This window comes from Burkholderia sp. BCC1985 (assembly GCF_905339915.1).
In the GTDB taxonomy this organism is placed as follows: Bacteria; Pseudomonadota; Gammaproteobacteria; order Burkholderiales; family Burkholderiaceae; genus Burkholderia.
This window is the reverse complement of record NZ_CAJPGY010000002.1, coordinates 21,794-35,088: the sequence shown is the minus strand read 5'-3', so window position 1 is coordinate 35,088 and position 13,295 is coordinate 21,794. Positions and strand designations below refer to the sequence as shown.

Below are 13,295 nucleotides of genomic sequence, written 5' to 3'. Positions count from 1 at the left end.
ATCGGCGCCTGCTCCCGCCCCATGCAACGCACGGTTGCGGATGCGCGCGCCGGCATGGCGCACGCGGCAAATCGGATCAGGACCGCGTTCAGAACGCGGCGTCGGCACTCGCCGGCACGCGCTCGCCGCGCGCGACGAAACCGCCGGCGCGCTCGCCGGTCGGCTGGCCGTTCTCGTAGGTCAGCACGCCGTTCACCCACACCGCGTCGATCCCGTGCGCGGGCTGTTGCGGCTTCTCGAACGTCGCGGCATCGATCACGCGCGCGGGATCGAACAGCACGAGATCCGCGTGGTAGCCGACGTGCACTTCGCCGCGCCGCGCGATCCCGTAGCGGCGCGCGGACAGCGACGTCATCTTGCGGATCGCCTCCTCGAGCGGCAGCAGGTTCGTGTCGCGCACGTAATGGCCGAGCACGCGCGGGAACGCGCCCCACAGCCGCGGATGCGGCAGCGGATCGTTCGGCAGGCCGTCCGAGCCGACCATCGTCGCCGGATGCGACAGGATGCGGCGCACGTCGTCCTCGGACATGTTGTGATACACGGCGCCGGCCGGGCGGATCCGCTGCGCGGCTTCCTGCTCGGTCACGCCCCAGTCGGCCGCGATCGCCTTCAGCAGCTTGCCGGCGACTTCCGGATGCGGCTCCGACCACGTGATCGTGATGTCGATGTCGCCCGTCACCTGCTTCAGGTCGAGCGTCGACGAGCTGCGGCTGTACGGATAGCAGTCGCAGCCGACCGGCTGGTAGCGGCGCGCGCCTTCGAGCGACGCGAGCACCTCGGTGCTGCGCCCCCAGTTCGACGGGCCCGCGCACTTCAGGTGCGAGATCACGACCGGCACCTGCGCGTGGCGGCCGACGCGGTACGCCTCGTCCATCGCGTCGAGGATCGCGTCGAATTCGGTGCGCATGTGCGTCGTGTAGAGCGCGCCCGCGTTCGCGAGCGGCTCGGCAAGCGCCATCACTTCCTCGGCCGGCGCCGCGAACGCGGAGCCGTACGCAAGGCCCGACGACAGCCCGAGCGCGCCGTTCGCGAGCGCTTCCTCGAGTTGCGTGCGCATCCCGGCGATTTCGCCGTCGGTCGCCGCGCGGTCGAGGCGGTCCATCTGGTTGTTGCGCAGCGCGGTGTGCCCGACGAGCGCCGCGACGTTCACGGCCGGACGCGCGTCGTTCACCGCCGCGACGTAGGCAGCGAAGGTCGGATAGCGGAACGCGTCGCGATCGCCGAGCAGGTTCATCGGGTCGGGCGGATCGCCCGCGAGCGTCACCGGCGACGCGCTGATCCCGCAGTTGCCGACGATCACGGTCGTCACGCCTTGCGAGATCTTCGGCAGCATCTGCGGCGCGCGGATCACGTGCGTGTCGTCGTGCGTGTGGACGTCGACGAAGCCCGGCGCGAGCGCGCGGCCGTTCGCATCGACGACGGTCTCGGCAAGCCAGTTCGACAGGTTGCCGATCGCCGCGATCACGCCGTTGCGGATCGCGACGTCGCGCGTGACGGGCGGTGCGCCCGTGCCGTCGTACAGCTGCGCGCCGACGATCAGCGTATCGGCGGCTTCGGGATGCGAATGCATGGTCAGTCTCCTACCGGTTGACGGTCTCCGCCGCCGCGGTGCGCATCGAGCGCATGCTTGATGCGGCGCAGCGATTCTCGGCCCGCATCGCCGAGCCGCAGCGCGACTCCGGTGACGAGCACGTCGATCGCCATCATCATCGCGTAGCGCGATGTCGAAGGCTTGTAGATGAAATCGGTTTCGAACGCGACGACCGGGATCAGGTGGTCGGCGAGCTTCGCGAGCGGCGAAGCCGGCGCGGTGATCGCGATCAGCTTCGCGCCGTAGCGCTTCGCGAGGCGGCAGCTCTCGAGCAGTTCGGGCACGCGCCCGCTCACCGACAGCGCGACGACCACGGTGTCGCGCGACAGCGTCGCCGATACCATCCGCTGCAGCAGGCTGTCCTGGTAGCTCGCGACCGGCCGGCCGAAGCGCACGAGCCGGAAGCGCAGTTCATCGGCGAGCGCGGTCGAGCCGCCGCCCTGCCCGTACACGTAGACCATCTTCGCGCCGGCGAGGAGATCGGCCGCGGCATCGAACGACGTGTTGCGCAGCAGCTGGTGGTTGTGCGCGAGCGCGACGCGGATCTCGTCGTAGACGACCGATGCCGGGCTCGCGTCCACTTCCGCAGGCTCGCCGGACGGCACGAGAAAGCGCTGGCCGACCGCCGCCGCCTGCGCGACGAGCACTTTCAGTTCGCGCACGTCGCGGCAGCCGACGGCCTTCGCGAACCGCGTGACCGTCGCGACGCTGACCTCCGCGTCGCGCGCGAGCGCGCCGATGCTCGCATGCGCGGCGCGCGCGAGATCGGCGAGGATGAAGGCCGCGACCTTGCGTTCGGCCTCGCGCAGCTCGGGCGCGCATTCGGCGATCCGCGCGACGATGTCGAGGACCGGCTGGGCAACCGGTTGCTCGGCGGTGAACGGAACGGACGGGGTGGCGGACGAATTCATCTGCTGAAAAGGGTGTGGCGCTTTATGTTACTAAATAACATCACCGCGCCGATGCTACTTTCTGTACCATCTGCATGTCAACTTCAGTGCAATGCATAGTGATGATGGAGCGGGATGACATGAAAGTTACAAACTATCAGGAACCGACAATCAATCCGTTGGGCAAGGGCCTCGGCAACCTGCCGAGCGCGAGCGTGCCGCTCGACGACGCAGGCCGCCTCGAGTGGAACCTGCTCGCGGAAGACGTCAGCCTGCCGGCAGCGGTGCTGTACGAGGATCGCATCGAACACAATCTGAACTGGATGCAGGCGTTCGTCCAGCAGTACGGCGCGCAGTTCGCGCCGCACGGCAAGACGACGATGGCGCCGCAACTGTTCCGCCGCCAGCTCGCCGCCGGCGCGTGGGGCATCACGCTCGCGACCGCGCACCAGACGCAGGCCGCGTATCACGGCGGCGTGCGCCGCGTGCTGCTCGCGAACCAGCTGGTCGGCCGCCAGAACATGACGATCATCGCGGGGCTGCTGTCCGATCCCGACTTCGAATTCTTCTGCCTCGTCGATTCGGCCGACAGCGTCGACCAGCTCGGCCGCTTCTTCGGCGACGCGAAGAAAACGCTGAACGTGCTGATCGAACTCGGCGTGCCGGGCGGCCGCGCGGGCGTGCGCGACGCCGCGCAGCGCACCGCCGTGCTCGACGCGATCGCGCGCTATCCGGACACGCTGAAGCTGGCCGGCATCGAACTCTACGAAGGCGTGCTGAAGGAGGAAGGCGAGATCCGCGCGTTCCTGCAGGACGCGGTCGCGTTCACGCGCGAGCTGGCCGAAGCCGGCCGCTTCGCGCGCACGCCGGCGATCCTGTCGGGTGCCGGCTCGGCGTGGTACGACGTGGTCGCGGAGGAATTCGCGAAGGCGTCCGATGACGGTTTCGCGGAAGTCGTGCTGCGTCCGGGCTGCTACCTGACGCACGATGTCGGCATCTACAAGAAGGCACAGACCGACGTGTTCGCGCGCAACCCGATCGCCCGCAGGATGGGCGAAGGGCTGCTGCCGGCGCTGCAGCTGTGGGCGTACGTGCAGTCGGTGCCGGAAGCCGACCGCGCGATCATCGCGCTCGGCAAGCGCGACGCGGCGTTCGACGCGGGCCTGCCCGAGCCGGCGCGCCACTTCCGCCCGGGTCGCGACAGCGCGCCGCGCGATGTCGCCGCGAGCGAAGGCTGGGCCGTCACCGGGATGATGGACCAGCACGCGTACCTGCAGATCCCGCCGGGCGCGGACGTGAAGGTCGGCGACATGGTCGCGTTCGATATCTCGCATCCGTGCCTGACGTTCGACAAGTGGCGCCAGCTGCTCGTGCTCGATCCGCAGTTCCGCGTGACGGAAGTCGTCGAAACCTTCTTCTGACGCCTGGCGCGCCATCGCGCCGCCTCGCCGCCCCACCGCCGCGCGGGGCGGCCGTCACGCGCGCTTCAATCTGCCGGAGTACACTGCGCTTTCGTCCTCGGGGCTGCTTCGCCGCCGCAGCGCATGCCTGCCGCGCCCGGCGCGAACGGCCCCTCAACGCTGTTCAATGGAGAAAGCCATGGCCGCGAAGAAGATCCTGTTCCTGACCGGTGATTTCGCCGAAGACTACGAAACGATGGTGCCGTTCCAGGCGCTGCAGGCCGTCGGCCATCACGTCGATGCAGTCTGCCCGGGCAAGCGCGCGGGCGACAAGGTCAAGACCGCGATCCACGATTTCGAGGGCGACCAGACCTACACCGAGAAGCCCGGCCACAACTTCACGCTGAACGCGACGTTCGACGACGTCGATGCGGCGGGCTACGACGCGCTCGCGATCGCGGGCGGCCGCGCGCCGGAATACCTGCGTCTCGACGCGAAGGTGATCGCGCTGGTGCGCGCGTTCGCGGAAGCCGGCAAGCCGATCGCCGCGATCTGCCATGCGGCGCAGCTGCTCGCGGCCGCCGACGTGATCCGCGGCAAGCGCATCTCGGCCTACCCGGCCTGCGCGCCCGAAGTGAAGCTCGCGGGCGGCGAATATGCGGACATCCCGGTCGACGCGGCCGTGACCGACGCGCCGTTCGTCACCGCGCCCGCGTGGCCCGCGCATCCGGCCTGGCTCGCGCAGTTCCTCGCGCTGCTCGGCACGCGCATCGAGCTGTGAACGAAGTGGAATGAATTGAAGTGAAATGCCGGCCGGCGGCGGGTTCGCGCAGCCCGCATGCCGTGCCGATCAAGACCGGCCGACGGGGCGCATCCCGTCGCGCCGCTTCCGCCCCGCCCTTCAGCGCGATGCCGGCGTCGAGCCGACATCCGCAATCCGCGACTCCAGCATCGCCAGCGCGCCCGACAGGGCGGTCAGCACGTCGTCCGGCAGTTGCGCCATCGTCTGGTCGAGGAACGCCTTGCGGCGCGGCAGGCACGCGTCGAACGCGGCGCGGCCCTCGGCGGTCAGCGTGACGTTGGTCACGCGGTTGTCGCGCGCATCGGACGCGCGCTCGATCCAGCCGAGCGCGTCGAGCGACTTCAACTGGCGCGTGAGCGCGCCCGGATCGATGCGCAGCACCTCGACGAGCTTCTTCTGCGACGAATGCCCGTCCATCGTGTGCAGCGCGACCATGATGCGCCAGCGCGGCATCGGCTGCCCGACGTGCGTTTCGAACGCGGTCATGAACGCGCGATACGTGCGTCCGAATTGCTGCAAGATCGCGACGCGGTCCTGTTCTTCCATGCGCTGAGGCCTACTCGTTCAATCGGTGAATCGTTCAATCGGCCGCGACATGCGGCTCGATCTTGTGCCGCAGCGCGATCGGCGGCACGCGGCGGGACTGCCACACCGACACCACGGCGACGACGGCCGCCATCGCGACACCCAGGTGAATCGCGCCGACCAGCGATTCGCGGGCCGTTTCCAGCAGCAGCGCGCCATTATGCCCGGCGCGGGTCAGCTCCGCGACCAGACCGCCTTGTGCGGCGCGGTCGATCAGGATCTGCGGATCGGCGAGCTGCGCGCGCCACTGCAGCGCGTGCTCGCCCGACAGCGCGTCGCGCACGCCGCTCGAATACATCTGGTTGACCAGCGTGCCCGTGAGCGCGGTGCCGATCATCCCGCCGACCATTCGCAGCGACTGCAGCAGCGCGGTCGCGATGCCGAGGTGCTCGCGGCCGGCCGTCTGCTGCGCGAACACGGTGAGGTTCGGCAGCACGAAGCCAAGGCCGATGCCGCCCGCGACCATCAGCGCCATCAGCATCCAGGTCGGCGTCGTGTGCGTCGACACGACGATGCCCGCGCACGCGATCGCGAACAGCACGAAACCGACGTGCAGCATCGCGTTCGGATTGCGGATGCGCGTGACGACGCGGCCGTTCATGATGCTGCCGATCGTGATGAACACGACGAGCGGCGTGATCACGAGCCCCGCCGCCTTCGGCGACATCCCGAAGCCGCCCTGGAACAGCAGCGGCGCGTAGAACAGCAGCGAGAACATCGAGAAGCCGGCGAGGATCGCGAGCACGAACAGCGCCGACAGCGCGCGGTTGCCGAACATGTCGAACGGCAGAATCGGCTGCGCGCAGCGCTTTTCCCAATGCCACAAGCCGATGCCGGCGCCGACCGCGACGACCAGCAGCAGCGAGGCCCAGCTCATCACGCCGTACTTCGGCATCCATTCGACGAACAGCTGCAGCGCGCCGAGCGACAGCGCGATCAGGAGCGCGCCGGGCCAGTCGAGCCGCATCTTGCGGTCGTGCTCGACGTGCCGCAGGTGCGGCAGGTAGCGCCACACGAAGAACAGCGACAGCAGGCCGACCGGCAGGTTGACGTAGAACACCGAGCGCCAGCCGAACGACTGGGTCAGGATCCCGCCGAGCGACGGCCCGACCGCGTTCGCGATGCCGAACGCGGAGCTCATCAGCACCTGCCAGCGCAACCGCACGACGGAATCGGGGAACAGGTCGGGAATGCACGCGAACGCAGTACCGACCAGCATCCCGCCGCCGATCCCCTGCAGGCCGCGCGCGAGCACCAGGAACAGCATGTCGTTGGCCATCCCGCACAGCACCGACGCGCCGGTGAACACGACGATCGACGCGATCACGAACGGCTTGCGGCCGTAGTAGTCGCCAAGGCGGCCGAAGATCGGCACGGTGATCACGGAACTGAGCAGGTACGAGGTCGCGACCCACGCGTACAGGTCGAAGCCCCTCAACTCGGCGACGATGGTCGGCAACGCGGTGCCGACGACCGTCTGGTCGAGCGCGACGAGCATGGTGACGAACGAGATCCCGATCATCGCCAGCAGCGATTCGCGGAACGGCAGGACTTGCCCGCTCGAATGGTGGGCGGCAGTATGGACGGCCATTTTTTGTTGATGCAACTTTTGACGAGTCAAACAATCTCAAAATTCTAGCACGCCGGAGTAATCTAGGCTGGCGAGGGTGCGGGGCCTGTTCCCCACCGCCAAGGAGAAAGATGGAACCGATTTCAATCACGCCTGCCGCGACGCTGTCGCCGGAAGACCAGGACGCGCTGCGACGCGCGAAACAGGTGCTGGAAAGCCCGTCGCTGACGATGAAGCTGACGGGCGTGCTGGGCGCGCCGGTCGAGAAGATGATCGCGCGGCTGCCGGACTTCGCGACCGGCAAGATCAACGACGCGACGCAGCTCGCGCTGCGCAAGTGCCTGAACATCGCGCTGCGCACCCTCGGCAAGCCGCAGACACCCGATGCCGAGCCGGACAAGCCGAGCAACCTGCTGCACAAGCTCGCGGTCGCGACCACCGGCGCGGCGGGCGGCGCGTTCGGCTTCCTCGCGCTGCCGGTCGAGCTGCCGGTCACGACCACGCTGATCTTCCGCTCGGTATGCGACATCGCGCGCAGCGAGGGCGAGGACCTGGGCTCGGTGGATACGCAGCTGCAGTGCCTGGCCGTGCTCGGCATGGGCGGCAACCCGGACAAGCAGGAAGAGGACGCCGATCTCGGCTATTTCGTGCTGCGCGGCGCGCTCGCGCAGGCGATTTCGAAGGCATCGTCGGACATCACGACGAAAGGGATCGCCGCGCACAGCTCGGCGGCGGTGTTCAAGCTCGTGCAGACGGTGGCATCACGCTTCTCGGTGCAGGTCACCGAGCAGATGGCCGCGAAGTCGATCCCGGCGATCGGCGCGGTGCTCGGCGCGACCGTCAACACGCTGTTCATCGACCACTTCCAGCAGATGGCGCACGGCCATTTCACCGTGCGCCGGCTCGAGCGCAAGTACGGCTCGGTGGCGGTGCAGGCCGCGTATCAGGCGATCGACGGCTCGCCCGCGCGCTGAACCGCCCGCTCGACCGCGACGCGGCGCAGGAATGCGGCCGCGCGGTCGAGCGCGTCGCGCGACTCCGGCACCATCGGCGTGTACAGCTGCCACACGTGCGGCATGTCGGGCCACACCTCGATCTCCACCGGCACGCCGGCCGCTTTCGCGCTGTCGGCGACGCGGCGCGCGTCGTCGAGCAGCACCTCGGTGCTGCCGGCCTGGATGAAGAGCGGCGGCAGCCCGGTCAAGTCCGCATAGAGCGGCGACGCGTACGGATGCGTCGCCGATGCGTCGCCCAGATACAGCTTCGCCGCCTTCGGCAGCGCCGCGGCCGCGAACATCGGGTCGAGGCCGTCGTTGCTGCGCATCGTGGCGCCGGTGCCGGCCAGGTCGGTCCACGGCGAGAACAGGATCGCGCCGGCCGGCAACGGTTCGCCGCGATCGCGCAGCGCGACGAGCGTCGCGAGCGCGAGGCCGCCGCCCGCCGAATCGCCGCCGAACACGATCGACTCGGGCGGCGTGCCGAGCGCGAGCAATTGCCGGTACGCGGCCAGCGCGTCGTCGAGCGCAGCCGGGAAGCGGTTCTCGGGTGCGAGCCGGTAATCGAGCGAGAACGAGCGCACGCCCGCGCGCTTGGTGAGGCCGAACACGAGCGGCCGATGGGTTTTCGTCGAACAGAAGTAGTAGCCGCCGCCGTGGAAGTACAGCAGCGTGCGGCCGGGCCCGCGCGCGCCGACCGCATCGGTGCGTTCGAGCCATTCGCCGCGCAGCGGCGCGTCGCCGGGACGGTAGCATTCGCGCAGCCGGTAGCCCGACGGCGCGCGACGCGGCACGACCATTCTCAGGTCGGTGAAGCGCCGCGCACGGGCGGGGTCGAGCACCGGGCGCGCGGTCTCGGGACGAAACTGCCAACGCAGCAGCCAGCACGCGAACTTGCTTTGCCAACTCATCGAACAGACTCCGTCATCGCAGTGTCACGATGGTACGTGCGATCGTTGCCGCGCCGCTCGACGGGAGCCTCTACATCAAACGCCGGGGCCGGTTTGCCGGCCGCGGTTTGCCGGCCTCAGTTCGTCGGCATCACCTGGCCGCGGATCTCGCCGGCCGGATGCTCCTTCGTGTGCACGTTGAAGTACCACTTGCCGCCCATCAGGTCGGTCACCTGCGCGTCGGTGAGCGCCTTCGATCCCTTGATCGGGCTTGCGAGCTCGTCCTTCGGGATCGGCACCTGCACGCCGGCGTTCTGGCCGACCGGCGCGGGCCCGTGGAAGTGCGCGGCGGTCGCCGGCCCCGTGAGGTGTTCGTAAGTCACCGTCCACTGCAGCAGGTGGCTGGCCGTGTCGTAGGTCGCATCGACGGCGCCGGCGCCCTTGGTCGCGGTGGGCGGCACTTCGCTCGACGGCTGCAGGTTGGCGGACAGGCGCACCGTTTCGGCAGCGGCGCTGCCGGCGGCCAGCACGCCCGCGAGCAACGCCACCTGGAGCAAACGCAGCTTCGGCATGAATTCTCCTTGCACGACGTGGTACGCCACCCGGCCGGGGACGCTCCATGATGGTAGTCGATCGCCGCCGATCCGGCACCCCGTGCGTCGCGCGCCAGCCTGACGGAACCTGGAAGAGACCTTTGCAGCGGGCGCCCTGAATCCGCGCGCGGCCTTTCGCTACACTTCGTCTCACAGTTGCTTGTTTCCTTCGTCCGAAGGAGTCTGCGAGTATTCACGCGGCCATCCGGCCGCGTTTTTTTTGCCCGTGCCGCACGGCATAAGGGCATCGTCCGGCACATTCCGCTGCGCTCACCATCAGGCATCACGAATCGATCTCGCCGCGGCGGTCGAGCCCGGCATCGCGCCGGCACCGCGCCTCACGCGCGATAGCCGGGATCGATGCGATCGACGATGCGCTGCAACGCGTCGAACGCGTCCTGCCCCGCGCCGTGCCTCGGATCGAAATTCAGCGAATCGCGCACGCAGCCCTCGAGCACCGGCGGCGCGATCGGCAGTGCATCGCCGATCGCATGGGTCGCGACCTGCACCTCGCACGCGCGATTGAGCAGCCACATCAACGAGAAGGTCTGCGCGAGCGTCGCGCCGATCGTCACGGGCCCGTGGTTGCGCAGCAGCAGCACGGGCCGCCCGCCGGCGCTCTCGACGATGCGCCGCCCTTCCTCGAGATGCACGGTGATGCCCTCGAAATCGTGATACGCGATCTTCCCGTACAGCTGCGCCGAATAGAAGTTCGAGAACGACAGCCCGTCGCGCGAGCAGCACACGGCCATCGTGGGCGTCGTATGCACGTGCATCACGCAGTGCGCGTCGGGCAGCGCCGCATGGATCGCGCTGTGGAAGGTGAAGCCGGCCGGATTGATCGGCCAGTCGGAATGGCCGATCACGTTGCCGTCGAGGTCGATCTTCACGAGGTTCGACGCGCACACCTCGCGGTAATGGAGCCCGAACGGATTGATCAGGAAATGACCGTCCTCGCCCGGCACGCGCAGCGAGATATGGTTGTAGATCAGCTCGGTCCAGCCGAGATGGTCGAAGATCCGGTAGGCGGCCGCGAGCTGCACGCGCGCCTGCCACTCGGCTTCGGAAAAACGGGCGGGACGCGTGAACGGCTGGTTGGGTACACGTTGCATGGGGCACTCCGGTTGCGGGCTTGCGCGGCCGCGCGGGCGGCGCGCGTATCGTCCTTCGTCTCCTGGCGGCGCACGCGGCGTGCTTGGCGCACATGGCGCGTGCGGCGCGTCGTTCGGTACCGCTGCGGCCCGCATTGCGCGAGCCGTCCGGCGGCACCCTTCACGATACGCATATCGTTGCGCGCACAACCATATCACCTTTCCCCGCGCACCGGTATCGCGGGTTTGGCCCGAGCCGTTCCGGCCCTTACAACTGGTCGTCGACCGGCAGCAGCATGAAAAGGCCGGTCATCACGTTGCGCAGCAGCCCAGCATGCGGATCGACGTGATAGAGGGTCGACTGGCCGCCGTCGACGCCCGTCCATTCGAGTGCCGGCGGCCCGCCGTCCATTTGCTTCACGAGCGTGACGCGATAGCTTTCATCAGGCTGCGTCACCCGTGCGAAGATCTCCGCGGCCTGCTGCGCGAGCACCGGGCTGTGGATCACGAGCGCGAGCTCGGTGTTCAGGTGCGCCGAGCGCGGGTCGAGATTCAGCGAGCCGATCACCAGGATGTGCCGGTCGATCACGTACGCCTTCGCATGCAGGCTCGCACGCGAGCGCGAGCCGAACAGGCGCGTGGGCTGCTGGCCCGGCTGTGCCTTGAACTCGTACAACTCGACGCCGCGCTCGAGCAACGGCACGCGGTACGGCGCGTAGCCGGCCTGCACCGCGACCGCATCGGTCGCCGCGAGCGAATTCGTGACGATCGCGACGCGCACGCCGCGCCCGACCGTGTCGCCGAGGATCTTCACGCCGGCATCGTGCGGCACGAAGTACGGCGAAAACGCGAGGAATTCCTTCTGCGCGCCGCGCATCAGTTCGACGAGGCGCTGCATCGGCGGGCTCACGTATGCGTCGGTCGGCTGCGCGACCTTGGTCGGCGCATCGACCTTGAATTCGGCCGGCGCCCACACGAGCGCGAGCTCGTCGCGCGTGATCTGCTGCGCGAGCGGTGTCGCGTTCAGCGGCTTCGCGTTGTACGGGTCGGCATTCTTGCGCCAGTGGTCGCGCAGCTCGTCGCGCATCGCGTCGAGATCCTTCGGAGCGAACGTCTGATGATTCAGCACGCGCAACGGATAGCTGCTCGCGCTCGCCCAGTAGCCGTCGAAGCTCTTCGAGACATCGTTCGTCACGGGGCCTGCGGCGAGCACGTCGAGATCGCGAAACTGCAACGTCGGGCTCGCACTGAAGTATTCGTCGCCGAGATTGCGGCCGCCGACGATCGCGAGCTGGTTGTCCGCGATCATCGCCTTGTTGTGCATCCGCCGCGTGAAGCTGTCGATCCGCGTGAAGTAGTTGGCCGTGCGCTCGACCATCCCGTATTGCGACGCGCCGAACGGATTGAACACGCGAATCTCGATGTTCGTGTGCGTGTTCAGCGCGGCCATGACGCGATCGATGTCGTGGAAGTTCAGGTCGTCGACCAGCATCCGCACGCGCACGCCGCGATCGGCCGCATACAGCGCCGCGCCCAGCAGCAGCTTGCCGGTCGTGTCCTCGGTCGCGATGTAGTACTGCATGTCGAGCGTCTTCGTCGCCGCGCGCGCGAGCGCGATGCGCATCTGCAGCGCGGTCGCGCCGTCGGGCAGCAGCCGGAAGCCCGACTGCCCCGGATGCGCGGCTTCCGGCGCGGCCAGCGCGGCGCGCAGCGGCGTCGCGGTATCGGTCGGCAACGCGTGCGAGACGGGACGATCGAGCGTGGTGGCGGGCGGATGCGTCGCGCAGGCGGTGGCCAGCGACAGCAGCGCGCACACGGCGAGCGCGCAGGCCGGGCGGCCGACGGCGCGCCACGACAGCGCGGCCGGCGCGCACCGGATCAAGGACGTGAGCACGGAAACTCCCTCGACAGGCGGATCAACGGGTCCGCAATCGCCGCGGCGCGCGGCTGACGGGCGGGTTCAATCGATTCTAGGGGGCGCCCGATGAACCGGTCAATCGCGCGCCCGGCGCATGCGGCGCCGAGCCGCCACGCGCGCCGCGCGCGGCCGCGGCCCTGCGCGGCCCGGGACCGCGGCCGGCGGGCGTCCTCGGATTCAACCGCCAGGCGGACCCGCCGCGCCCATGGTCCAACCAATTTCACGGCGCGTCGTCGCTTCGCTCGAAGTGGCTGCGCACGTAGTCGATATGGGTCTGCATCGCCGTGCGCGCCTCCTCGGGCCGGTGCGCGCAGATCGCGTCGCAGACCACCCGGTGCTGCTGCAGCAGCAACTCCGATGCCTGCTCGTCGTGCGTGGTCATCCCCGCGACGTTGATCGAGATGTGCTCGCGCAGCATCCCGAGCACGCTCGTGTGCAGGTGCAGGAACATCGTGTTGTGCGACGCGAGCGCGATCGCCTCGTGCAGCTTCGCGTCGGCCGACGCCTCGAGGGCCGCGTCGTCGTTCGCGTGCGCGGTCTCGAGCTCGCGCAGCAGCGCGCGGATCCGGCGCCGGTCGTGCGCGTCGGCGCGCAGCGCGGCGAAATACGCGGTCGCGCCTTCGAGCACGCGGCGAAACTCGAGTATGTCGTCGCGCAGCGCCGGATGGTCGGCAACCAGTTGGCCCCACGGCGACGCGATGCCCGCGCGCAACTGGTCCGTCACGTAGACGCCCGCGCCGCGCCGGCTCTGCAGCAGCCCGCGCGCGACGAGCCGCTGGGTCGCCTCGCGCACCGTATTGCGCGCGACGCCGTACTGTTGCGCGAGCACGCGCTCGGCCGGCAGCCGCGCGCCGGCCGGCCACGTGCCGTCGAGCAGCGCCGTCTCGATCTTGCGCATCACCACTTCGGTCCGGCCCCGTGCCGTCATCGCCGCCATCGCCGTCTCCCCATCCGGAATACCCGTCACGCC

12 protein-coding genes are annotated in these 13,295 nt (G+C 69.1%); 3 read left to right on the top strand and 9 right to left on the bottom strand.

Translation table 11 applies throughout. The features are described from left to right. Positions 1-88: 88 nt before the first annotated feature. A complete protein-coding gene (locus U4Z31_RS02130; protein ID WP_321809317.1) occupies positions 89-1,570 on the bottom strand; it encodes a D-aminoacylase in 1,482 nt (493 codons plus the stop codon). A 2-nt stretch (positions 1,571-1,572) separates the two neighbouring features. After that, positions 1,573-2,502: a MurR/RpiR family transcriptional regulator gene (locus tag U4Z31_RS02125; RefSeq protein ID WP_321809316.1), complete on the bottom strand. Its 930-nt coding sequence runs from the start codon at positions 2,500-2,502 to the stop codon at positions 1,573-1,575. Between the two features lie 119 nt (positions 2,503-2,621). Between U4Z31_RS02125 and U4Z31_RS02120 the strand changes: the two genes are divergently transcribed. Both U4Z31_RS02120 and U4Z31_RS02115 read left to right on the top strand, forming a co-directional pair. Then, positions 2,622-3,902: an amino acid deaminase gene (locus U4Z31_RS02120; protein ID WP_124666078.1), complete on the top strand. Its 1,281-nt coding sequence runs from the start codon at positions 2,622-2,624 to the stop codon at positions 3,900-3,902. A gap of 178 nt (positions 3,903-4,080) precedes the next feature. Beyond that, a complete protein-coding gene (locus U4Z31_RS02115; protein ID WP_044848600.1) occupies positions 4,081-4,662 on the top strand; it encodes a DJ-1/PfpI family protein in 582 nt (193 codons plus the stop codon). Positions 4,663-4,782: 120 nt separating this feature from the next. On the opposite strand, the gene U4Z31_RS02110 is transcribed toward U4Z31_RS02115, so the two are convergent. Together U4Z31_RS02110 and U4Z31_RS02105 are read right to left on the bottom strand one after the other, a co-directional pair. After that, complete coding sequence (locus U4Z31_RS02110; protein ID WP_044848599.1) at positions 4,783-5,229, bottom strand: MarR family winged helix-turn-helix transcriptional regulator; 447 nt, start codon at positions 5,227-5,229, stop codon at positions 4,783-4,785. A 34-nt stretch (positions 5,230-5,263) separates the two neighbouring features. Then, complete coding sequence (locus tag U4Z31_RS02105) at positions 5,264-6,859, bottom strand: MDR family MFS transporter (RefSeq protein ID WP_321809315.1); 1,596 nt, start codon at positions 6,857-6,859, stop codon at positions 5,264-5,266. Between the two features lie 110 nt (positions 6,860-6,969). Here U4Z31_RS02105 and U4Z31_RS02100 point away from each other — a divergent pair, with 110 nt between their 5' ends. Further along, the gene (locus U4Z31_RS02100; protein ID WP_321809314.1) at positions 6,970-7,812 is read left to right on the top strand and encodes an EcsC family protein; all 843 of its coding nucleotides are present in this window, start codon (positions 6,970-6,972) and stop codon (positions 7,810-7,812) included. Here U4Z31_RS02100 and U4Z31_RS02095 read toward each other — a convergent pair. The 5 genes from U4Z31_RS02095 to U4Z31_RS02075 all read right to left on the bottom strand — a co-directional run bounded on the left by U4Z31_RS02095 (position 7,782) and on the right by U4Z31_RS02075 (position 13,262). Further along, positions 7,782-8,744: an alpha/beta hydrolase gene (locus tag U4Z31_RS02095; RefSeq protein WP_321809313.1), complete on the bottom strand. Its 963-nt coding sequence runs from the start codon at positions 8,742-8,744 to the stop codon at positions 7,782-7,784. The genes U4Z31_RS02100 and U4Z31_RS02095 overlap by 31 nt on opposite strands. A gap of 116 nt (positions 8,745-8,860) precedes the next feature. After that, positions 8,861-9,295 carry a CHRD domain-containing protein gene (locus U4Z31_RS02090; protein ID WP_321809312.1) on the bottom strand — a complete coding sequence of 145 codons (435 nt, stop codon included), beginning with the start codon at positions 9,293-9,295 and terminating at the stop codon, positions 8,861-8,863. A gap of 359 nt (positions 9,296-9,654) precedes the next feature. After that, the gene (locus tag U4Z31_RS02085) at positions 9,655-10,428 is read right to left on the bottom strand and encodes a class II aldolase/adducin family protein (RefSeq protein WP_321799378.1); all 774 of its coding nucleotides are present in this window, start codon (positions 10,426-10,428) and stop codon (positions 9,655-9,657) included. A gap of 247 nt (positions 10,429-10,675) precedes the next feature. Then, positions 10,676-12,301 (bottom strand): phospholipase D family protein, encoded by a 1,626-nt coding sequence (locus U4Z31_RS02080; protein WP_321809311.1) that lies wholly within the window; start codon positions 12,299-12,301, stop codon positions 10,676-10,678. A gap of 244 nt (positions 12,302-12,545) precedes the next feature. Further along, positions 12,546-13,262 carry a FadR/GntR family transcriptional regulator gene (locus U4Z31_RS02075; RefSeq protein WP_124488590.1) on the bottom strand — a complete coding sequence of 239 codons (717 nt, stop codon included), beginning with the start codon at positions 13,260-13,262 and terminating at the stop codon, positions 12,546-12,548. Between the last annotated feature and the right edge of the window lie 33 nt (positions 13,263-13,295).